Annotated in this window: 18 protein-coding genes, 1 pseudogene and 1 riboswitch; of the genes and pseudogenes, 12 read left to right on the top strand and 7 right to left on the bottom strand. The window is 64.1% G+C overall.

The window, feature by feature from the left end; all coding sequences use genetic code 11:
• Positions 1-10 precede the first annotated feature (10 nt).
• From WJU21_RS14265 to WJU21_RS14250, 4 genes and pseudogenes are all read right to left on the bottom strand, one after another.
• Positions 11-802 carry a PD-(D/E)XK nuclease family protein gene (locus WJU21_RS14265; RefSeq protein WP_346324122.1) on the bottom strand — a complete coding sequence of 264 codons (792 nt, stop codon included), beginning with the start codon at positions 800-802 and terminating at the stop codon, positions 11-13.
• 92 nt (positions 803-894) lie between these two features.
• Positions 895-4,592 (bottom strand): annotated as a pseudogene (metH, locus tag WJU21_RS14260) (methionine synthase).
• Entirely contained in the window at positions 4,589-5,500 is a 912-nt protein-coding gene (gene metF, locus WJU21_RS14255) for a methylenetetrahydrofolate reductase [NAD(P)H] (RefSeq protein WP_346324452.1), read from the bottom strand. The pseudogene metH and the gene metF overlap by 4 nt, the downstream one beginning before the upstream one ends.
• 5 nt (positions 5,501-5,505) lie before the next feature.
• The gene (locus WJU21_RS14250; protein ID WP_346324121.1) at positions 5,506-6,474 is read right to left on the bottom strand and encodes a metalloregulator ArsR/SmtB family transcription factor; all 969 of its coding nucleotides are present in this window, start codon (positions 6,472-6,474) and stop codon (positions 5,506-5,508) included.
• Between the two features lie 188 nt (positions 6,475-6,662).
• On the opposite strand from WJU21_RS14250, the gene WJU21_RS14245 reads away from it, so the two are divergent.
• The 4 genes from WJU21_RS14245 to WJU21_RS14230 all read left to right on the top strand — a co-directional run bounded on the left by WJU21_RS14245 (position 6,663) and on the right by WJU21_RS14230 (position 10,286).
• Positions 6,663-7,526 (top strand): VacJ family lipoprotein, encoded by an 864-nt coding sequence (locus WJU21_RS14245; RefSeq protein ID WP_346324120.1) that lies wholly within the window; start codon positions 6,663-6,665, stop codon positions 7,524-7,526.
• Positions 7,527-7,603: 77 nt separating this feature from the next.
• A complete protein-coding gene (locus WJU21_RS14240) occupies positions 7,604-8,488 on the top strand; it encodes a hypothetical protein (RefSeq protein WP_346324119.1) in 885 nt (294 codons plus the stop codon).
• Positions 8,485-9,387 (top strand): hypothetical protein, encoded by a 903-nt coding sequence (locus WJU21_RS14235; RefSeq protein WP_346324118.1) that lies wholly within the window; start codon positions 8,485-8,487, stop codon positions 9,385-9,387. The genes WJU21_RS14240 and WJU21_RS14235 overlap by 4 nt, the downstream gene beginning before the upstream one ends.
• On the top strand, positions 9,378-10,286 hold the full coding sequence (locus WJU21_RS14230; RefSeq protein WP_346324117.1) for a hypothetical protein: 909 nt from the start codon (positions 9,378-9,380) through the stop codon (positions 10,284-10,286). Before WJU21_RS14235 ends, WJU21_RS14230 begins: the two co-directional genes overlap by 10 nt.
• Here the strand turns inward: WJU21_RS14230 and WJU21_RS14225 are convergent.
• Together WJU21_RS14225 and ettA are read right to left on the bottom strand one after the other, a co-directional pair.
• On the bottom strand, positions 10,283-10,732 hold the full coding sequence (locus WJU21_RS14225) for an NUDIX domain-containing protein (RefSeq protein WP_346324116.1): 450 nt from the start codon (positions 10,730-10,732) through the stop codon (positions 10,283-10,285). The two genes, WJU21_RS14230 and WJU21_RS14225, sit on opposite strands and share 4 nt — an antisense overlap.
• Positions 10,733-10,750: 18 nt before the next feature.
• Positions 10,751-12,433, bottom strand: a complete 1,683-nt coding sequence (gene ettA / locus WJU21_RS14220) for an energy-dependent translational throttle protein EttA (RefSeq protein WP_346324115.1) — start codon at positions 12,431-12,433, stop codon at positions 10,751-10,753.
• A 219-nt stretch (positions 12,434-12,652) separates the two neighbouring features.
• Between ettA and WJU21_RS14215 the strand changes: the two genes are divergently transcribed.
• The 4 genes from WJU21_RS14215 (at position 12,653) to WJU21_RS14200 (ending at position 16,566) form a co-directional block, all read left to right on the top strand.
• Positions 12,653-14,431, top strand: a complete 1,779-nt coding sequence (locus WJU21_RS14215; protein WP_346324114.1) for a patatin-like phospholipase family protein — start codon at positions 12,653-12,655, stop codon at positions 14,429-14,431.
• A 127-nt stretch (positions 14,432-14,558) separates the two neighbouring features.
• Entirely contained in the window at positions 14,559-15,119 is a 561-nt protein-coding gene (locus tag WJU21_RS14210; protein ID WP_346324113.1) for a TetR family transcriptional regulator, read from the top strand.
• Positions 15,106-15,768: a hypothetical protein gene (locus tag WJU21_RS14205; protein ID WP_346324112.1), complete on the top strand. Its 663-nt coding sequence runs from the start codon at positions 15,106-15,108 to the stop codon at positions 15,766-15,768. Before WJU21_RS14210 ends, WJU21_RS14205 begins: the two co-directional genes overlap by 14 nt.
• A gap of 74 nt (positions 15,769-15,842) precedes the next feature.
• A riboswitch (FMN riboswitch) is annotated at positions 15,843-15,988 on the top strand.
• 80 nt (positions 15,989-16,068) lie between these two features.
• Entirely contained in the window at positions 16,069-16,566 is a 498-nt protein-coding gene (locus tag WJU21_RS14200; protein WP_346324111.1) for a 6,7-dimethyl-8-ribityllumazine synthase, read from the top strand.
• Between the two features lie 75 nt (positions 16,567-16,641).
• On the opposite strand, the gene WJU21_RS14195 is transcribed toward WJU21_RS14200, so the two are convergent.
• Positions 16,642-17,553: an SDR family NAD(P)-dependent oxidoreductase gene (locus tag WJU21_RS14195; RefSeq protein ID WP_346324110.1), complete on the bottom strand. Its 912-nt coding sequence runs from the start codon at positions 17,551-17,553 to the stop codon at positions 16,642-16,644.
• A gap of 246 nt (positions 17,554-17,799) precedes the next feature.
• On the opposite strand from WJU21_RS14195, the gene WJU21_RS14190 reads away from it, so the two are divergent.
• From WJU21_RS14190 to WJU21_RS14175, 4 genes are all read left to right on the top strand, one after another.
• Positions 17,800-18,429 (top strand): glutathione S-transferase, encoded by a 630-nt coding sequence (locus WJU21_RS14190; RefSeq protein ID WP_346324109.1) that lies wholly within the window; start codon positions 17,800-17,802, stop codon positions 18,427-18,429.
• A gap of 247 nt (positions 18,430-18,676) precedes the next feature.
• Entirely contained in the window at positions 18,677-19,060 is a 384-nt protein-coding gene (locus tag WJU21_RS14185) for a hypothetical protein (protein WP_346324108.1), read from the top strand.
• 14 nt (positions 19,061-19,074) lie between these two features.
• Entirely contained in the window at positions 19,075-19,974 is a 900-nt protein-coding gene (locus WJU21_RS14180) for a sulfotransferase domain-containing protein (RefSeq protein ID WP_346324107.1), read from the top strand.
• A complete protein-coding gene (locus WJU21_RS14175; RefSeq protein ID WP_346324106.1) occupies positions 19,971-20,480 on the top strand; it encodes a glutathione S-transferase N-terminal domain-containing protein in 510 nt (169 codons plus the stop codon). Before WJU21_RS14180 ends, WJU21_RS14175 begins: the two co-directional genes overlap by 4 nt.
• The last annotated feature ends 223 nt before the right edge of the window (positions 20,481-20,703 follow it).

Here is a 20,703-nt window from a genome sequence, read left to right as displayed (position 1 = left end):
CACTTCCTCGTCAGAATTTTCGAATGTGAGACTTGAACTGGCCAAGCAACCGTGCGGCGAAACTCTCAATGTCTCCAGTTGACCGTTCAACCTCGCCGATCGCAGCAGCCACATCGCGCCAAGTCGCCACAACAAGATGGTCAGTTTTTGGGATTGAGAGACCCCGATTAGCAGCCGGGCACAGAAAAATCACTACATAGCACGGCTTGCCTGCTCGGCTTGCCCGGTTTTTTGCGAGTGACAGGTAGCGTGCAAGCTGGTTATTTCCCTCGACTGCATCAATCTTCGCTTCAATAAAGATCACGAAATCTGGACCATCGATGACGAGGTCAACCCTGTTTGCCTCATCGCCATCTGGATTCAATTCACGGAAGACCGCATATCTTTCCCCTGGGTCAATCGGCAGCGAAACCTTCGGATGTTTGCTCCAAAGCCGGCGTAAGAAGGCGGCAAAGACTGCATTTCCTTTGCCGTGGCTCTCATGTGCATCGAATATCCACGCCAGAACTGCACAGTTTCGCACCTCATTGCGACCAACTCGCGACAGCTTCCAGATGTCGATGAACGCACCATCGCGTCGAGCTGCCATTAGCAATGGCGCCAAAGCGAACAGCGTTTCGGAAAGCCGCACAATGTCGGGGAGATTCCGGGTCTCAAGAAGCTCGCTAGGTCGCGATCGCGACGAACCGGACATCGTCGACAATTCAGGCAAGAATCTACCCGGCTCAACGATCAGCCCGACTTCGGCGCGCCAAGCCCTAAGGAAACAAGCGAGAGAACTTGTGGTTATTCCACTACTCATCCCATAACCTCCCACTCGATCAATTCCACGTCATCTCCTAGCAGTAAAGATGCTGGTTGGGGAGGTAGCCAAAACGTAGACCGCCGCCATCCCTATTCCGGGTCATATGCCAGGTTGGGCGCCAACCAGCGCTCGGTGACCTGGACCGGCTCGCCTTTTCTCGCGGCGTAGTCCTCGACCTGATCGCGGCCGATCTTGCCGATACCGAAATACTGGCTTTCCGGATGTGCCAGATAGTATCCCGAGACCGCCGCCGTCGGCAGCATCGCCATGGAATCGGTCAAGGTGATGCCGGCATTGGCCGTGGCGCCCAGCAGACTGAACAGACCGGGTTTTTCGGTATGGTCCGGGCAGGCCGGATAGCCCGGCGCCGGGCGGATACCGCGGTAGCGTTCCTTGACAAGATCCTCGTTGGTCAGGTCTTCCCCGGGCGCATAGCCCCAGAATTCCTTGCGCACCCGCTGGTGCAGACGCTCGGCGAACGCCTCGGCCAGCCGGTCGGCGAGCGCCTTGAGCATGATCGAATTGTAATCGTCGTGCTGCGCCTCGAACGCCTTCACATGCTCGTCGATGCCGATGCCGGCGGTGACGGCGAAGCCACCCACCCAGTCGGCGACGCCGCTGGTCCTGGGCGCGACGAAGTCCGCGAGGCACATATCGGCCCGGCCGTCACGCTTGGCCACCTGCTGGCGCAGGAAATGCACCGTGCTGACGACATTGTCCCGGCTTTCGTCCGCATACAGCTCCACATCGTCGCCCACCGCATTCGCCGGCCAGAAGCCGATTACCGCGCGCGCCGTCAGCCAGCGCTCGCCGACAATCCGCTGCAACATGGCCTGGGCATCGGCAAACAGCTGGGTGGCGGTCTCGCCCACCACCGGATCCTCAAGAATGCGCGGGTAATTGCCCGCCAGTTCCCAGGTCCGGAAAAACGGCGTCCAGTCGATATACTGGGTGAGTTCGGCCAGGTCGTAATCGTCGAATGACTTCAGCCCGGTGAAGGTCGGCTTCTCCGGCCGGTGCGCCGTCCAGTCGGCCGGGTAGGCGTTGGCGCGCGCCTCGGCCAGCGAGAGAAGCCGGTCCGCCTTGGTGGAACTGGCGCGCTTGTCGCGGATGTCCTGATACTCGGTCGCGACGCCCGCCGCGAATTCGTCCTTCAGATGGTCGCTGATCAGGCTGCTCGCCACGCCGACGGCGCGCGAGGCATCGAGCACGTGGACGGTCGGGCCACTGTAATTGGGCGCGATCTTCACCGCGGTATGCACCCGCGATGTGGTGGCGCCGCCGATCAGCAGTGGCATATCGAAGCCCTGCCGGGTCATTTCCTTGGCGACATGGGCCATTTCCTCGAGCGACGGCGTGATCAGGCCGGATAGTCCGATCATGTCGACATTCTCGGCCCGCGCCGTCTCGAGAATCTTTGCGCTCGAAACCATGACGCCCAGGTCCAGCACCTCGAAATTGTTGCACTGGAGCACCACGCCGACGATGTTCTTGCCGATATCGTGCACGTCACCCTTTACGGTGGCCATCAGCACCTTGCCCTTGGCGCCGGCAACAGCGTCCTTCTCCGCCTCGATATAGGGCAGCAGATAGGCCACCGCCTGCTTCATCACACGGGCCGACTTCACCACCTGGGGCAGGAACATCTTGCCGGCGCCAAACAGGTCGCCGACCACGTTCATGCCGTCCATCAGCGGCCCTTCGATCACGTCGAGCGGCCGGGTTGTCATCCGCCGCGCTTCCTCGGTGTCTTCCTCGATCCAGGCGTTGATGCCGTTGACCAGCGAGTGGGTCAGCCGCTGGTTGACCGGCGCATCGCGCCACGACAGGTCGACCTCGGTCTTCTTGCCGCCCGCGCCCTTGAACTGCTCGGCGATCTCCAGCAACCGGTCGGTGGCGTCGTCCCGGCGGTTGAGGATCACATCCTCGACCCGCTCGCGCAGTTCAGCCGGAATGGCGTCGTAGACATCGAGCTGGCCGGCGTTGACGATGCCCATGTCCATGCCTGCCGGAATGGCGTGATAGAGGAACACCGAATGCATGGCCCGGCGCACCGCCTCGTTGCCGCGAAACGAGAATGACACGTTGGAGAGGCCGCCCGAAACATGGGCATAGGGCAGGTTGGCGCGGATCAGTCTTGCCGCCTCGAAGAACTCCAGGCAGAAGTTGTTGTGTTCTTCCATGCCGGTCGCCACGGCGAAGATGTTCGGGTCGAAGATGATATCCTCGGCCGGAAACCCAACCGTATCCACGAGGATGTCGTACGACCGCTTGCAGATATCGAATTTGCGGGCGGCGGTGTCGGCCTGGCCTTCCTCGTCGAACGCCATGACCACCACGGCGGCGCCGTAGCGGCGCACCTTGCGCGCGAAATCAATGAACGGCGCCTCGCCTTCCTTCAGGCTGATGGAATTGACGATGGGTTTGCCCTGGACGCATTTCAGGCCGGCCTCGATAACCGTCCATTTCGAGCTGTCGATCATCACCGGCACACGGCAGATGTCGGGTTCGGCGGCGATCAGGTTGAGGAACGTGACCATGGCCTGCTCGCTGTCGAGCATGCCTTCGTCCATGTTCACATCGATGATCTGGGCGCCGTTCTCGACCTGCTGGCGCGCCACGACGAGCGCCCCCTCGTAGTCTCCCGCGAGGATCAGCTTCTTGAAGGCGGCGGAGCCGGTGACGTTGGTCCGCTCGCCGATATTGATGAACCCGGCGATACTCATACGGCGGCAGTGAACGGCTCGAGGCCCGACAGTCGCAGCCGGTGATCCAGCTCCGGGATCGGCCGCGGCTTCACATCCGAAACCGCCTGGGCGATGGCGCGAATATGCGGCGGCGTGGTGCCGCAGCAGCCGCCGACAATGTTCAGAAGACCCGACTGGGCCCATTCCCGCAGGTGGTCACGCATCATTTCCGGTGTCTCGTCATATTCGCCCATCTCGTTGGGCAGGCCCGCATTGGGGTAGGCGCTGACCCGCGTGTCGGCGACCCGCGACAGGTCGGCGATATATTGCCGCATCTGGGCCGGGCCGAGCGCACAGTTCAGGCCGATGCTGAACGGCTTGGTGTGGCGCAGGGAATACCAGAACGCTTCCGTGGTCTGTCCGGACAGGGTGCGCCCCGAGGCGTCGGTGATGGTACCGGAGATCATGACCGGCAGGCTGATCCCCATCTCGCCGAACACCTCGTCGACGGCAAACAGCGCCGCCTTGGCGTTGAGCGTATCGAAGATGGTCTCGACCAGGATCATGTCGACGTCGCCCTCGATCAGCGCGCGCGCCTCTTCCTTGTAGGCAAGGCGCAGTTCGTCGAAATCCACATTGCGGAAGCCCGGGCGGTTCACGTCGGGCGACAGGCTGGCGGTGCGGTTGGTCGGCCCCATCGCCCCGGCGACAAAGCGCGGTTTGTCAGGCGTCCTGGCCGTCCAGGCGTCAGCCGCGCGGCGCGCGGCGCGGGCGCCCGCCAGATTCAGCTCGGCCGCAATCGCCTCCATGCCGTAATCGGCCTGGGCGATGGTGGTCGAGCTGAACGTGTTGGTTTCCACAATGTCGGCGCCCGCTTCCAGATAGGCGTCGTGGATCGCTTCGACGATCTGGGGCTGGGTGATGTTGATCAGGTCGTTATTGCCCTTCACATCGTGGGGCCAGTCCTTGAAGCGTTCGCCGCGATAGGCCGCCTCGTCCAGGCTGTAACCCTGGATCATGGTGCCGAAAGCGCCATCGATCACCAGGATGCGCTCGCGCGCGGCCTGCTCCAGCGCCTTCAGGCGTTGTTCGCGGTTCATTGTGCGGCCTCCTTCGGGCGCCGTCCGAGCAGATGGCAGATGCCTGCCGTCAGTTCCGCCCGGTTGAGCGTGTAGAAATGGAATTCGGTGACTCCGGCGGCGATGAGCTGGCGGCACTGCTCGGCCACGATGGCGCTCGCCACCATGCGCGTGGTCGCCGGGTCGTTGTCGAGTCCGTCGAAGTGACGGCCCAGCCAGTCCGGCACCACCGCGCCGCAACCGGCGCTGAACCGCCTGACCTGGGCAAAGTTGGTCACCGGCATGATCCCGGGCACGATCGGCGCCTTGACGCCCGCCGCCCGCGCCTTGTCGCGAAACCGCAGGAACGTGGCCGGATCGAAGAAATACTGGGTAATCACCCGGCTGGCGCCCGCATCGACCTTCCGGCGCAGATATTCCAGGTCGAACTGGGGGCTGGGCGCGGCCGGATGCACGTCCGGATAGCCGGCGACCGAGATATCGAAGTCGCCGACGCGCTTCAGGCCGGCCACAAGGTCGGCCGCATAGGCGTAGCCGTCTTCGCGGGGTATGTACCGAGACGTACCCTCGGCGGGATCGCCGCGCAGGGCGACGATGTGCCGTACGCCCTCGTCCCAGTACCGGCGGGCGATGTCGTCGATCTCGCCGCGCGAGGCGCCGATGCAGGTCAGGTGCGCGGCCGGCGTCAGGGCGGTTTCCTTGAGGATGCGCGCCACCGTGTTGTGGGTGCGCTCGCGGGTCGAGCCGCCGGCCCCATAGGTGACCGAAACAAAGTCCGGCGCCAGCGGCTCAAGCCGTTTGATGGCCGTCCACAGGGTCTCTTCCATCTTCTCGCTGTTCGGCGGGAAGAATTCGAACGACAGGCTCAGCGGACCCGGATCCCAGTCCAGGAGCGAAAACGCCGTCGCCTGATCGATGCTGGCGGCCATCGAACTCATGCCTTTTCCCCTACGATGTGCAACGGCACGGCACGGCGCCCCGCCTTGGCGGCGAGCCAGACGGTGACCGTGAGTTCGCCGCCCACGAGATGCCGGATGGAAACATCGCCAAAGCCCGCGGCCCGGCACATGCCGGCAACCTCGTCGTCGCAGAAGCCCAGGCGCCTGTGGGCATGGTCGGTGCGCAGATATTCGAGCGTGTGGGGCGCGAAATCGACGATGAGCAGGCGGCCGTCGGGCCGCAGCACGCGCGCTGCCTCATGGACCGCTGCCGCCGGTTCCTCGGCAAAGTGCAGCACCTGGTGGAACACCGCCACGTCGAAGTCGTCCGCGGCAAGGCCCAGATTGTACATGTCGCCCTGGCGAACCTGGCAATTCTGGATCTGCGCCTGCGCCAGGTTGGCGCGGGCGACGGCCAGCATCTCGCGGTTCATGTCCACCCCAAGGCCGCGCTCGATCTGCCCGGCAAAGATCGACAGCATGCGGCCCGTGCCGGTGCCGATGTCGAGCAGCTTCCCCACGGGCTCGCCGCCCAGCAAATCCAGCACCGCCTTCTCGACCTCGGCTTCGGGCATGTAGAGCGACCGGATGGTGTCCCATATCGCGGCATTATCGGTGAAATAGGCGGCGGCGGATTCGGCGCGCGCCGTCTTGACCTGCTCGAGGCGCTCCAGATCGCGCGCCAGCACCGGATCTTCCTCGACGATCAGGTCGACGATAGACCGGGTCAGGGCGCGGCCCATCTCGTTGTCGGCAACCCGGTAGAACGCCCAGGTGCCCTCCGAGAAACGCTCGACCAGCCCGGCTTCGGCCATCAGCTTGAGATGACGCGACACGCGCGGCTGCGACTGCCCGAGAATCTGGGTCAGTTCGGACACCGTCAGTTCGTTATATTCGAGCAGCGCCAGCAGCCGCAGCCTTGTCGGCTCGGCTGCCGCCTTCAACGCTGCCAGCAGGTCTTGCATGAGTGTCGGCCGTTTTCCCAGAGTGAACTCTGCATGCATATATAAAGATATCCTTATATAATCAACCGCGTTCTGCATATGGGTCAGCCGATATGGGAAGCTGTAGCATCCCCGGAACATGTTGGGATATGGTCGCGTTCGGCCGACATGCCGCAGCCAGTCAATCTTTCGCCGGAGAATCGGGCGCCGTGCCAAGTTCACGCCTCAAGACCCTCAGCCGCACTTGCAGAATCGTCTCGTTCGCGGCCGTCGCCGGGCTATTGCTGGCCGGCTGCGCCACCGTTCCTACCGATCCCGCCGCTCATGCCGAATACAAGCAGCTGAACGATCCGCTGGAGCCCACCAACCGGGCGATCTTTGCGGTCAACGAGGCCCTGGACAAAGTGCTGATCCGCCCTTTGGCCGAGGTCTATCACTTCATCCTGCCGAACTTCGTCGAGGAACGGATCACCGTATTCCTGCGCAATGTGGGCGAACCCCTGACCCTGGTGAACGACGTCCTGCAGGGTGAGGTGGACCGGGCCGGTGTCACGTTCGGCCGGTTCGTCACCAATTCCACCGTCGGCATCGGCGGCATCTTCGACGTGGCGACCGATCTGGACCTGCCGCGCCATAACGAGGACTTCGGCCAGACATTCGGCGCCTGGGGCATCGGCGAGGGTCCCTATCTGGTCTTGCCGCTTCTGGGGTCGTCGACGCTGCGTGATGGTGTCGGCACCGTTGCGGACACCTTCGCCGATCCGGTGACGATCGGCCTCGATCAGGCGAATGTCAGCGGTCTGGCCCTTGGCCGCATCGCCATCACCGGTCTCGATGCCCGTGCCCGCAACCTGGAGATGGTCGACCAGCTCCGGCGCGAATCCCTAGATTATTATGCCACGCTGCGCAGTGCCTACCGGCAGAACCGCCGGTCGGAGGTGCTCAATGGCGCGGCGCCCGACGAAGGCGAAAACGGCGTGCCGGGCTTCGAGGAATACGAGGATCTCGACGCGCCGGCTCAGACTGATCCAGAGTCGCCGGCTCCAGCGCCGCTGTCGCCCACCGGCCGCTGATCTTTACCGGTCTCGCGCTGCCTGCAATCCGTTGAGCGCCCCCGATTTCGGGTTCATACTCCCGCAAGGGGGCTGTCATGACGCCTGCACAGCACATCGAAGCCGATGGGTACTATGTGGCGCGCGATCTTCTATCGCGCGACGAAGTGGCGCGGCTACGCGCCGAGCTCTCCCGTCATTTTCCCTCGGGCGGCCAGCCGGAGCGGCTGGGACGGTATCAGGGCGGATTGCCCTGCGCCCTGCCGGGGCTGGCCTGGATATTTCACCATCCCGGCATCGTCACGATGTTTCGCGAGTTGCTGGGCACCCGTGAGGTGGTGTTCAGCGGCAACGGTCACGCCAACCTGAACCTGATCAGCAAGTGGCACCGCGACACCCAGGACAAGCGGGGCGGAGTGTTCGTCGGCGATTACTTCGCCCGTCCAGAGTGCCGGGTGTACCGCGCCGCCATCTATCTGCAGGATCACACTGACGGACTGGGGTTGCGGATCAGGCGGGGCTCACATCGTGTTCGCGACGCTACGGGTCTTCCTGCCGACACGCTGTTGACCCGCACGGGTGACGTGATCTTCTTCGACTACCGTACAGAGCATTCGGGCGTACTGCCCGACACGTTCGAGCGCGCCATGATTTTTGCCGCCCGCACGTGCGACACGCCTGCCTGGCTGGTGAACCTGAATGACTGGTACTGGAAGGTCACCGGCAAGCCGGACAAACTGGCCATATTCTTCGCCTTTGGCACCCCAGGTCCGGATTCCGAGGATTTCTGCCGGTTCGAGATGGGCATCAGGCGTGAACGGGTCGGGGCCGAGCACTGCACGCTGCCCGCACCGTTGCAGTCCGCGCTGAAAGACGCTGGCGTGCTGACCTACGAGGCCGCGCTTGAAACACGGATGGGCCCCCACGTCCTGGCGCAATTCGCGGCCACAGGCGTGCTGCCCGGGGACCGGGTCTGGTCATGACCGGCGCCGCCGGGGCTGACCCACGCCAGGAGATCGAGACGCATGGCTATTACGTCGCGCGCGGTGTCCTGACTGCCGCCGAGATCGACAGGCTGCGTACGGTGGCTGTGGAGCAGATGCACCCGCTAGCGCATGTCCAGCGGCTGGGTTACATCGTCAAGGGCGCCGTCGCCGCCATGCCGGACCTGGCCTGGCTGCTCCGTCATCCGGCATTGCTGGACTCCGCGAGACAATTGCTGGGAGACGGCCCCCTGGTGCTGTGCGACTGCGATTGCCAGCTTGACGTGGTCGGACGCTGGCACCGGGACGATCATGACCACAGGGGATCGTTCTTCAAGGGTGACCACCATGCCCGCGACGAGTGCAGGATCTACCGTGCGGCGCTCTATCTCCAGGACCACGCGGACAACGACTGGGGGCTGAAGGTGCGGCGAGGATCGCACCGGCAACGCCAGGACGACGGCCTGCCGGTCGACGACCTCCGTACGAGGGCTGGCGACATCATCTTTTTCGATTGCCGCACCAACCACATCGGCATCGTGCCCGACCCGGTCGAACGGATGCTTGTGGGCCTGGGCCGGCGCCTGCAATGGCCGGGCTGGATTCTCGGCCTGAAAAAGGCCTGGTGGCGGCTGACCGGCAAGCCGGCCAAGGCCGCCATCTTCTTCGCATTCGGCACGCCGCACCCCGACACAGAAGACTTCTGCCGCGCCGAAATCACCTTTCGCAGAATGCGTTGGGGCCACGAGAAATTCAGGATCGACGAAGATGTGGCCCATGCCTTCGACGCGGCCGGCGTGCTGACATTCGATGCCGCACTGAAGCGCCGCTTCGGCCCCGCCGTTCTCGACGACATGGCGGCAGGCAAGCCATTACCGGAGGAACGGCTGTGGACCTGACCGACGCCGCGAGCCCCCGCCGCCTGATCGAGACCAACGGCTACTGGATCGCACCGGGTGTGCTCTCGCGCGAGGAAACGGCAAATCTTCGCCGGACATTGCTGGCGCACTTCCGCAGAGGGGGCGTCCGGGAACGTCTCGGCCGGCACCAGCCCGGATCGGCGATCATGATCCCCGGCCTGCACTGGCTGTTGTGCCATCCAGGCATATTGTCTGCCATCCGCGGCCTGCTGGGTGACGGCCAACTCGTATTCTGCGGCAATTGCGACACCCATCTGAACATGCTGAGCCACTGGCACCGCGACATCAACGAGCATCTGGGCGGCTGTTTCCGCGGCGACTATCTGTCGCGACCCGATTGCCGGGTCTACCGCGCCGGCATCTATTTGCAGGACCACGACACCGATCATCTTGGCCTGAAGGTGCGGCGCGGCTCGCACCGCCAGCGAAACCCCGATGGACTGCCGGACGAAAGGCCGCGCACCCACGAGGGCGATGTGGCGTTCTTCGACATACGCGTGATCCATGCCGGCGTGCTGCCCGACCCGTTCGAGCATCTGCTGCTGGCCATAGGCCGGCGCCTTGGCTGGCCGCGCTGGGTCATTGCCATAAAAGATGCCTGGTGGCGCCTGACCGGCAAGCACCGGAAGCTCTCGACGTTTTTCACCTTCGGCATCGTGTCGTCCGATACGGAAGATTATTGCCGATTCGAGCTCGAGCTACTGCGCAAGCGCCTCGGCGCCCAGGCGGTCAGATTGCCCGCCGCGCTCCGGGCAGCGCTGAAATCCGCCGGGGTGCTCACCTACGAGGATGCCATTGTCCAGCATTACGGCGACGAGGCCATGAACGCCTTCGCCACCGGCGCGCCGTTGCCGCCCCGCATATGGGGACAGGTCTAGACCGGCGACGTCTGGTCCCAGCCCACGTCTGAATAGGCCTTGCCGGCCCGCGCCAGCGTCAGCGCCTGTCCGATATAGGGGATGACGTTCTCCGGCAGGCGGTCATAGGAGAACCACGACAGGTCATCGCATTTGTGCGGCTCGGCGTTCACCGGCTCGCCGCTCCAGCGGCGGCAGCGGAAGAACAGGCCCATACGCCCTTCCCCCACATTGCGGTGGACCGTGTGCACAAGGCGCAGGTCCTGCTCGCGCAAAACCATGCCCGCCTCCTCGCGCGCCTCGCGGATGATCCCCGCGACGGCGCTTTCGCCCGCTTCGAGATGGCCGGCGACCAGACCGTACCTGCCGTCCTCATAGCCGGTCTGGAAGCGCCGCAGCAACAGCACCTGTTCGCCGCGCTCCAGGATCAGATAGACCTCGGGGATCAGCTTGTACCTGTCGGCCATCGCTTGCCCCCGCGGTTTCTATGCCGCGAATTTCTTGAAGCGGATGCGGTGCGGCTGGTCGGCCTCGGCGCCCAGGCGGCGTTTGCGGTCAACCTCGTAATCCTGGTAGTTGCCCTCGAACCACACCACCTGGCTTTCGCCCTCATAGGCGATGATGTGGGTGCAGATTCGGTCGAGGAACCAGCGGTCATGGCTGATGATGATGGCGCAGCCGGCGAATTCCTCGAGCGCCTCCTCCAGCGCCCGGAGCGTGTCCACGTCCAGATCGTTGGTCGGCTCATCGAGCAGCAGCAGATTGTTGCCTTCCTTCAGCATCTTGGCCAGGTGCACGCGGTTACGCTCGCCGCCCGACAGGATGCCGACCTTCTTCTGCTGGTCGACGCCCTTGAAGTTGAACGCGCCGGTATAGGCGCGGCTCGGCACGTCGATCTTGCCCAGGTGCAGCACGTCGACGCCGCCGGAGATTTCTTCCCACACATTCTTGTTGGGATCGAGGGCGTCGCGCGACTGGTCCACATAGCCAAGCTTGACCGTCTCGCCGACCTTGAAGGTGCCGGTATCGGGCGTCTCCTGGCCGGTGATCATGCGAAACAGCGTGGTCTTGCCGGCGCCGTTGGGGCCGATGACGCCGACGATGGCGCCGGGCGGCATCAGGAAACTGAGATCGTCGATCAGCAGGTTCTCGCCATAACCCTTGGAAATGTTCTTGGCCTCGATCACCACGTTGCCGAGGCGCGGACCAGGCGGGATGACGATCTTGGCGGTGCCGGTGGTCTGGCGCTCGTTGGCCTTGTCCAGCAGTTCGTCATAGGCCTTGAGGCGGGCCTTCGACTTGGCCTGGCGTGCCTTGGGCGACTGGCGCACCCATTCCAGCTCCTCGGCGAGCTGGCGCTGGCGCGAGGCATCCTCGCGGCCTTCCTGCTCCAGGCGCTTGGCCTTCTGGGTCAGCCAGTTGGAATAATTGCCCTCGTACGGAATGCCCCGGCCGCGATCCAGCTCCAGAATCCAGCTGGTGACGTTGTCGAGGAAGTAGCGATCATGGGTGACCATCAGCACCGTGCCTGCATATTCGGCCAGGAAGTGCTCGAGCCACGCCACGCTCTCGGCGTCCAGATGGTTGGTCGGTTCGTCGAGCAGCAGCATGTCGGGCTTCTGCAGCAACAGCCGGGCCAGCGCCACGCGGCGCCGCTCGCCGCCCGAGAGGGTGGTGACGTCGGCGTCGCCCGCCGGACAGCGCAGCGCGTCCATGGCGATCTCGACCTGCCGGTCGATGTTCCAGCCGTCGACGGCGTCGATCTGCTCCTGCAACTCGCCCATCCGCTCATACAGCTTGGCCATGTCGTCATCCGACATGTCATCGCCCAGCTTGCCGGTGACCTCGTTGAACTCGTCGATCAGCGACTGGGTCGAGTGTACGCCGTCCATGACGTTGCCGAACACGTCCTTGGTGGGATCGAGATGCGGCTCCTGCTCCAGATAGCCGATCTGGATGCCATCGGCGGCCCACGCCTCGCCCTGAAAGTCGGTGTCGCGGCCCGCCATGATCTTCAGCAGAGTCGACTTGCCCGCGCCGTTGACACCCAGCACGCCGATCTTGGCGCCCGGCAGGAACTGCAGGGTGATGTCCTTGATGACCGTCTTGCCGCCCGGATAGGACTTTGACAGACCTTTCATGACGTAGACGTACTGGTACGAGGCCACGGAGAGACTCCTGTTGATTGGGTGGGCCGGTTTATAGCGGCAGCAAGGCCACTTCGTCGAGAGTGTCGGCGGACGATTGTATGTAGGCCGTCATGACCGGCCGACAAACCACGCTGAAATCGCTTGAAGCCCGAAATCTATTGTAGGAGCCTTTCCCTCGGGTGGGCGCGGCTGCATGTTTGCACCGCTGGGGGCCGGTTGTTCTGGAAAGGCAATATTATGCAAAAGCGCAAACCGGCGCCGGAGACGTTCGAGCTTGGGCTGGTCATGGCGGGTGCGGTCTCCGCCGGCGCCTACACCGCGGGCGTCCTGGACTTTCTCTTCGAAGCGCTCGGCGAATGGGAAGCCGCCAAGCTGGCGGCGCTCAATGGCGGCCCCGCCGTGCCCGACCACAAGGTCGTCATTCGCGCATCCTCGGGCGCCTCGGCGGGCGGTATCGCCAGTGCGCTGGTGGCCATGGTGCCGTTCACCGGTCATACCCCCGTGCGCTCGCCCCAGGACAAGGCGGCGATGGAGAAGAACCTCTTCTACAAGTGCTGGGTAACCGACATCGATCTTGCCGACATGCTGGGCACCAAGGACATCAGCAAGGATGGGCAGGTCTATTCGCTGCTCGACGGCACGTCCCTGGACATTGTCGCGGCCAATCTGGCGAAGGCCACGCGGAAGGCGATCGGCGGGCCGGATGTGCCGAAGCCGGGCTGGATCGCCAACCCGCTGCAGCTTTACCTCAGCATCGCCAACCTGCGCGGTGTCCCCTACCTGATCCAGATGGTTGCGGCCGACCCGGTGCGCGGTCATCGCGTGCTGACCCATGGCGACTATGCCCACTTTGCGGTCAGCGGCACGGGCAACGGCAAGCCCGAAGCCATACCCGTGGCGGCCAGCCCGGTGAACTTCCCCGGCACCCAGGGAAGTTCCCAGGACGGATGGGAGAGATTGCTGGAGGCCGCGCTGTCCACGTCGGCGTTCCCTGTCGGCCTGCCCGCGCGCCGCTTCCGGAACTCGCGCCAGCTTTACGACGCCAAGATCTGGGCCCGGCCTGGAGGCGCGCCGGATGACGGCACCCCGCCCACCGTGTCGCCGGACATGAAGCCCGCCGAACTGGAACCCGTTTACGATTTCTGGACCGTCGATGGCGGCGTCGTGAACAACGAACCGCTGGAATTTGCGCGCATCGCCCTGTCGGGCGCGCCGGACGAACGCAATCCCCGCGACCCGGTTTCCGCCGACCGGGCCCTCTTGATGATCGATCCATTTCCGGACGACGAAGGCCGCGCCCATGAGATGGGCTTTGCCGGCGAGAAGCCGGACATGTTCTCCACGGCGCTCAATCTGCTGGGAACCATGAAGCGCCAGGCGCGCTTCCGGCCCGACGAGATCATGCTGGCGCTGCACGAAAACGTGTACAGCCGGTTCCTGATCGCCCCGACGCGGGGCCGGATCCCGGAAGGCCAGACCCATATCGCCTCTGCCGGCCTGGGCGGCTTCGCCGGCTTCCTGAACGAATCCCTGCGCAGTCACGATTTTTTCCTCGGCCGGCGGAACTGCCAGCAATTCCTGCGCACCCACCTCGCCATCCACAAGGACAACCCGATCGTCCACCGCTGGACCGACGCGTTCGAGACCGCCGGCAACCTCACGGCGTTCCGGTCTCTGACCAAGCCCATGCCCAACGGCCCGTGGGTGGCGGACCAGGACTTCGTTCAGCTGATACCGCTCGTGGGCACCGCCGCCGAAGAGTGCAAGGCTCCGGCCTGGCCGCGCCTCGATTACAAGCGCGACGTGGAGGCGAAACTGAAGTCGAAAATCGCCAACCGGGCGGGCAAGGTGTCCAGCGGCACCGTCAAGGGACTGCTCAAGAACCTCGGCATGGGAGAGGGCGCCATCGGCGATCTCGTCGGATGGATCGCGAGAAGCAAGCTCAAGTCGCTGATCAAGGACAGGGCGCTGGAGGCGATCAAGAAGGACCTGGGCGACCGAGGCTTGCTGTCATAATCCGCCTCACCTTCCCATGCAGGCCTCCAGTCCGGGGTTTACGGCGGTCAAAGGACCAAATCCTGTTGCGCGCAGCGGACCGTAATACTACATATGGCTAAACAGACCTGTTTGCCTTAGGTGTGCCATGCCCAGTCCCAAGCGCGACCATCTCGTCGGCACCGCCGCCGCCCTGTTCCAGCGCGACGGCTTCCACGCCACCGGCATCGACACCATCCTGGCCCAGGCCGGCGTCGCCAAGATGACGCTCTACAATCACTTCAAGTCGAAGGACGAGTTGATCGTCGCCGCGCTGGAACTGGAGGGCGCCCGATACATCGCCTGGCTGCGCGAGCGCGCCGACAGCCTCGCCGAGGAGCCGGGCGAGCGCCTGCTCGCCATTTTCGACGCGCTGGAGGAATGGTTCGAGCAAGAGGCGTTCAACGGCTGCGTGTTCATGAAGGCAGCCAGCGAATACAGCGCGCAGAACAACCAGATCCATGCCGCCGCCGCCGCCCAGAAACGCGCCGTGTTCGACTACATGCTCGAAAACGCCCAGTCGGCCCGGCTGAAGGATCCGCGCAACCTGGCGCAGCAATTGCTGCTGCTGCACGAGGGCGCCATTGCCGTGGCCCACGAGTTCGGCGCCCCCATCGCCGCCCGCCAGGCCAAGCGCGCCGCTTCGGTGATCATCGATGACGCGGGCTGACGGCAAGGCAGCAAGGCAACCCATGCGAGTTGACCTACTGGAACTGCTTCAGAAACGCGCAGTCCACCATCCAACTTCCATTACGTCCTTCGAAGCCGCGGGGAACGGACTTCGCATCTCGGTAAAGGGCTACGCTTGGTGGTTGGGTAACGAGGACTATTACACCTCGCGAACCATGTCTCTCGTCTTCGAGGAGATCGGTGAGGGCTTCGTCTACCTACCCATCGCCTTCGACGATCGATCCGACGAAGCATTGGAAGATTTCGAGGTCACCCTGCTTGCCAATCACGCATGGGCTCATCCACCAATCTTCGCGATCTACGGCAATGCCCCTCTCCCGGACCCATTGGCTCTCCATGCCAAGGTCCATGACTATCTCAGGACGTCGAATGCATCCAAAGGTGCGTCCGACTTCCTCAACGCGTGCGACACATTGGCAGGGTTCGTACAGATCACCAGCCGTCGATCCTATCTCGCAGCCCAGGGACCGGAGGCCATACGGCAGATCGTATGCCAGGAGATGGAAGCGCAAGGCGTTTCCTTTGCGGTGCTCGACCAGAAGGCCTATCGAATGGCGCACCTGCTTGTTCGTCTCGACGGGGCTTTCTTCACCTGTGAGCGAGCGTTTGCCGAGTTCGATGAGGACTGATGTTGCTGGCGGAGCATTGCGCCCTTAGAACACCCAAGCTAAAAACAGTCTGTCGTGTCGGATGGTCCGGCACGGCACGTTCTCGGGGCGGGGTGAAAGTCCCCACCGGCGGTAAGCGCTTCGGCGCAAGCCCGCGAGCGCCTGGCACGTCTCGCCAGGGTCAGCAGATTCGGTGCAATTCCGAAGCCGACGGTCATAGTCCGGATGGAAGAGAACGGCGTCCAGAGCGGCGATGCGCGCAAGCGATCAGCCGTGCTGTGGCCCGTGCGCCCTGATTCTTGCTTTGCGAAAGGGAGCACCATGAATCAGAGCAACCAGAACACCACCACCGATACAGGCAGGATCGCCTTCATCCAGGCCTGCTGGCACCGCGACATCGTCGACCAGTGCCGAACCGCGTTCGTCCGCGAGATGGACAAGCGCGGCATTCCCGAAAGCGCCATGGACTTCTTCGAGGTTCCCGGCGTGTTCGAGATTCCGCTGCACGCCAAGATCCTGGCGGCATCGGGACGCTATGACGCCATCGTCGCCACCGGCCTTGTGGTCAATGGCGGCATATACGCCCACGAATATGTGTCGGATGCCGTGATCAGCGGGCTGATGCGGGTGCAACTCGATACCGACGTGCCGGTGCTGTCGGCCGTGCTGACGCCGCGGCATTTCCACGAACACGACGAGCATCACCGCTTCTTCCGCGATCACTTCGTGATCAAGGGTACGGAAGTGGCCGGCGCCTGCGCGCAGACGCTGGCCAACATGCGGCAGTTGAAGGCCGGCGACGCGAGGGCGGCGGCCTAGTTCAGCAAAGAACGGCCCGGCGCCGAGTCCCCGCGGCGCCGGGCCTGCCCTCGCTCCCTTGTTCCGTAAGGCCGATCAGCCTTTCACCGGCGCCTTGGCCAGCGTCTCCGCATTCTTCTTGCTCTGCTCGGTTGCATCGCGCATGGGCCTGGCGGTCGACATGTCGCCGATCTCGTCGATATGGGCGGCAACATCCTCGGCGGTGATGTTCATGCCGAAGTTGACGCCCTGGGTCTCGACCATGGCGGCGCGCGAGACGGTGCCCGCGCCGGCGCTGAGGATCATGCCGGTGGGCGCGTCCTCGCTGACCAGATACATGACTGCAGGCGACACCAGTTCGGGCGCGTACATGGCCGCGCGCTCGCCGGTGATCATGCTTTCGGTCATGCGGGTCAGCGCGAAGGGCGAGATGGTGTTGACGCGGATGTTGTCGCGCTCGCCTTCAAGCTTGGCCACGTTCATGAAGCCGTAAAGGCCGGCCTTGGCCGCGCCGTAATTGGTCTGGCCGAAATTGCCGTGCAGGCCGGTCACCGAGGTGGTGACGACGATGCGCCCATATTGCTGCTGGCGCATGATCGGCCAGACGGCGCGCGAGCAGATCACCGAGCCCATCAGATGCACGTCCAGCACCGCCCGGAAATCGGCGATGTCCATCTTGCCGAAGGTCTTGTCGCGCAGGATGCCGGCATTGTTGATCAGGATGTCGATGCGGCCCCAGCTGTCCATGATCTTCTGGACCATGTTGGCGACGCCGCCCTCGTCGGTGACGCTGCAGCCGTCGGACATGGCCTCGCCGCCCGCGGCCTTGATCTCGGCCACCACAGCATCCGCCGCCGCGCTCGATCCGCCGCTGCCGTCGATGGCGCCGCCGAGATCGTTGACCACGACCTTCGCGCCGCGGCGCGCCAGTTCCATGGCATGGGCCCTGCCCACGCCGCCGCCCGCACCCGTGACAATCGCGACCCGTCCGTCGAACCTGATGGCCATTATTTTTCCTCCGCCCGTGAATCCGCGGCCATTGTTACCACAGGGTTTCGTCGGTGGAAGTCACAAAGTGACCGCCATCGTCTCGGGCATCGTCGTGGACGTGCAGACGTCCCGCGCCATCAGCTGAGCCGAACTTTCGGATACCAGTCACGTGACCCCTCGCGAAACCGTTACCGCTGGCCCGGTCCGGCGCTTGCGCCTTCCGGCCGGTGCGCCTTAACGTGCGGCAAAGAACTGGAGGACACCATGCAGCTGTATGACTTCAAGATGGCGCCCAATGCGCGCCGCGTCCGGGTTTTCGTTGCCGAGAAGGGCCTCGACATCCCCCGGATCGAGGTTGACCTGGGCTCGAGGGCCCAGCTGAACGACGACTATCGCCGGATCAATCCCCTGGCCGAGGTACCGTCGCTGGTGCTGGACGACGGCACCATCATCACCGAGAGCACGGCCATCTGCCGCTATCTCGAAGAGGTCTATCCGGACCCGCCGCTGTGCGGCCGCAACCCGCTGGAGCGTGCTCTGGTGATGATGTGGGATCGCCGCGTCGAGCAGCACGGCTTTGCCGCCGTCGCCGAGGGCTTTCGCAACAGCAGCCCGTTCTTCAAGGATCGCAGCGTCACCGGTCCGGCCGATTTCGCCCAGATTCCCGAACTGGCCGAACGCGGCAAGGTGCGCTTCGCCAATTTCCTCGTGCTGCTGGAGCAGCGGCTGGGCGAGACCGAGTATGTGGCCGGCGAGCGCTACAGCATCGCCGACATCACCGCCATGGTCGCCATCGATTTCGCACGGACCATCAAGGCGCGCATCGGCGAGGATCAAGGCAATCTACAGCGCTGGTACGCGGCCGTCAGCGGCCGCCCAAGCGCGCAGGCGTAGCGGCTTTCGGCCGCCCGGCAGGATGTGCAGTTCTGCACCGGCGGTTTGATCGGTCGCACGCTGGAACGGGAGGTATTCCGATCCTACATCTCGTCCACACCGGGCGGTTGGGTTAGGCTGAGACGCTGCGACCGTGCCGGCTAACGTCCTTGCCCAGGGGGTATCAATGCTGTTTCACGCATCGTTTCCGTCACGGGATCCCGAGCGGGCGGCCCGTGTGCTTGCCGAACTCTGGAGGGGCCGGTCGATGCCCTTTCCAGTCTTTCCCGATTCGTTCATCGCCATCAAGGGCGACGACAAGGGAACAGCCGTGGAATTCTATCCATCCGGCCAGGTCCTGCTGCCCGGCGAGGGCGGCCCCCAGGTCGAGCGGCGGCACGCCGCAGCGCCGTCGGAGGCTCATCTGGCGATCGGCGTCGACCGGTCCGAGGCCGAGGTGCACGCCATCGGCCAGCGTGAAGGCTGGCGCACCGAAACCCACGACCGCGGTCCCTTCCACGTGATCGAATTGTGGGTTGATAATCTCTACATGCTCGAAATTCTGACGCCGGCGTTCCAGGCCGAGTATCTCGGCTTTGCCACCATCGAGAATTTCGAGAAGCTTTTCCTGTCACCCGCCAGCGCCGCCTGAAAGGTACCGCGCCCATGAACGATCCGACCTGGCCGCAAAAGACGCGCGAATTCCAGAACCATCACTTCGATTCGACGGTGTGGAACGATTTCAATTTTCGCGACGGCGACATCATCGTCGGCACCTACGGCAAATCGGGCACCACCTGGACGCAGCAGATCGTCGGCCAGCTGGTGTTCAACGGATCGGCGGACGTGGATGTGGGCGAGATGTCGCCCTGGGTCGATCTGCGGGTGCCGCCCAAGGAGGTCAAGCTGCCCGCGATCGAGGCGCAGACCCACCGGCGCTTCCTGAAGACCCATCTGCCGGTCGATGCATTGGTGTTCTCGCCACAGGCCAAATACATCTATATCGGCCGCGACGGCCGCGACGTGGTGTGGAGCATGTACAACCACCACGCCAACGCCAACCAGACCTGGTACGACATGCTGAATGACGCGCCGGGCCGGGTCGGGCCGCCGATCGAACGGCCGCCGGAATCAATCCGGCAATATTTCCTCGACTGGATGGACCGCGACGGCCACCCGTTCTGGCCGTTCTGGGGGAACATCCGGTCATGGTGGGAAATCCGCCATCTCCCCAACGTGCTGCTGATCCATTTCGACGACCTCAAGCGCGACATGCCCGGCGAGATCCGGCGCATGGCCGGCTTCCTCGATATCGCCATCGACGAGAACCATTTCCCCGCCATCGTCGAGCATTGCGGTTTCGACTACATGAAGGCGAACGCCGCCAAGTCGGCGCCGCTAGGCGGCGTGTTCTGGGACGGCGGCGCGGCCACCTTCATCAACAAGGGTGTCAACGGCCGCTGGCGCGACACCCTGACCGCCGAGGACAGCGCCCGCTACGAAGCCACGGCCCGCGAGCAGCTGGGCGAGGACTGCGCCCGCTGGCTGGCCACGGGCAAGTTGTGATCGACCTTCATACGGTCGCCACGCCCAACGGGCACAAGGTCTCCATCATGCTGGAGGAGACCGGCCTGCCCTACCGGGTGATCCCCTACAACCTGCTGGAGGCCGAAAGCTGGCGGCCTGGGCTGGAGGCGATCAACCCCAATGGCAAGCTGCCCGCCATCATCGACACGGAGACGGGCTGCACCGTGTTCGAATCCGGGGCGGTGCTGATCTATCTGGCGGAAAAGACCGGCATGCTGCTGCCCGCTGACCTGCAGGGCCGGCACCGCGCCCTGTCCTGGCTGATGTTCCAGATGGCCGGTATCGGCCCCCTCCACGGCCAGGCTCACCACTTCATCCGCTACGCACCGGTCGCCGACGCCTATCCGCTGGAGCGCTACACAAGGGAGGCCAGGCGCCTGCTGACGGTGATGGACACCCAGCTCGGCAAGACCGGATACCTGGCGGGCGACTACAGCATCGCCGACATCGCCTGCTGGCCATGGATCAGGGCGGCAAGGCGGTGATGAACGAGGCCGTCTACGCCCTGCCGCCTCTGTCGAAGACCGAGCTGCCGCCCGAGCAATGGCGCGCCCTGTTCGGCAATAGCGCGTTCGTCGGCAGGAAATAGAGCATGGTCTTATAAGCGGGTATGTCCGGTTCGACCCGTTGCGGGCAACGGCAGTTCTCGGCTGTAGCTTAAGAGGAATGCCACCGTCTTATGGAGCAATAATATGCTTAGCCGCTTCT

Source organism: Emcibacter sp. SYSU 3D8, from assembly GCF_039655875.1.
In the GTDB taxonomy this organism is placed as follows: domain Bacteria; phylum Pseudomonadota; class Alphaproteobacteria; order SMXS01; family SMXS01; genus RI-34.
The sequence above is the reverse complement of the archived record's forward strand: the minus strand, read 5'-3'. Positions and strand labels throughout refer to the sequence as shown.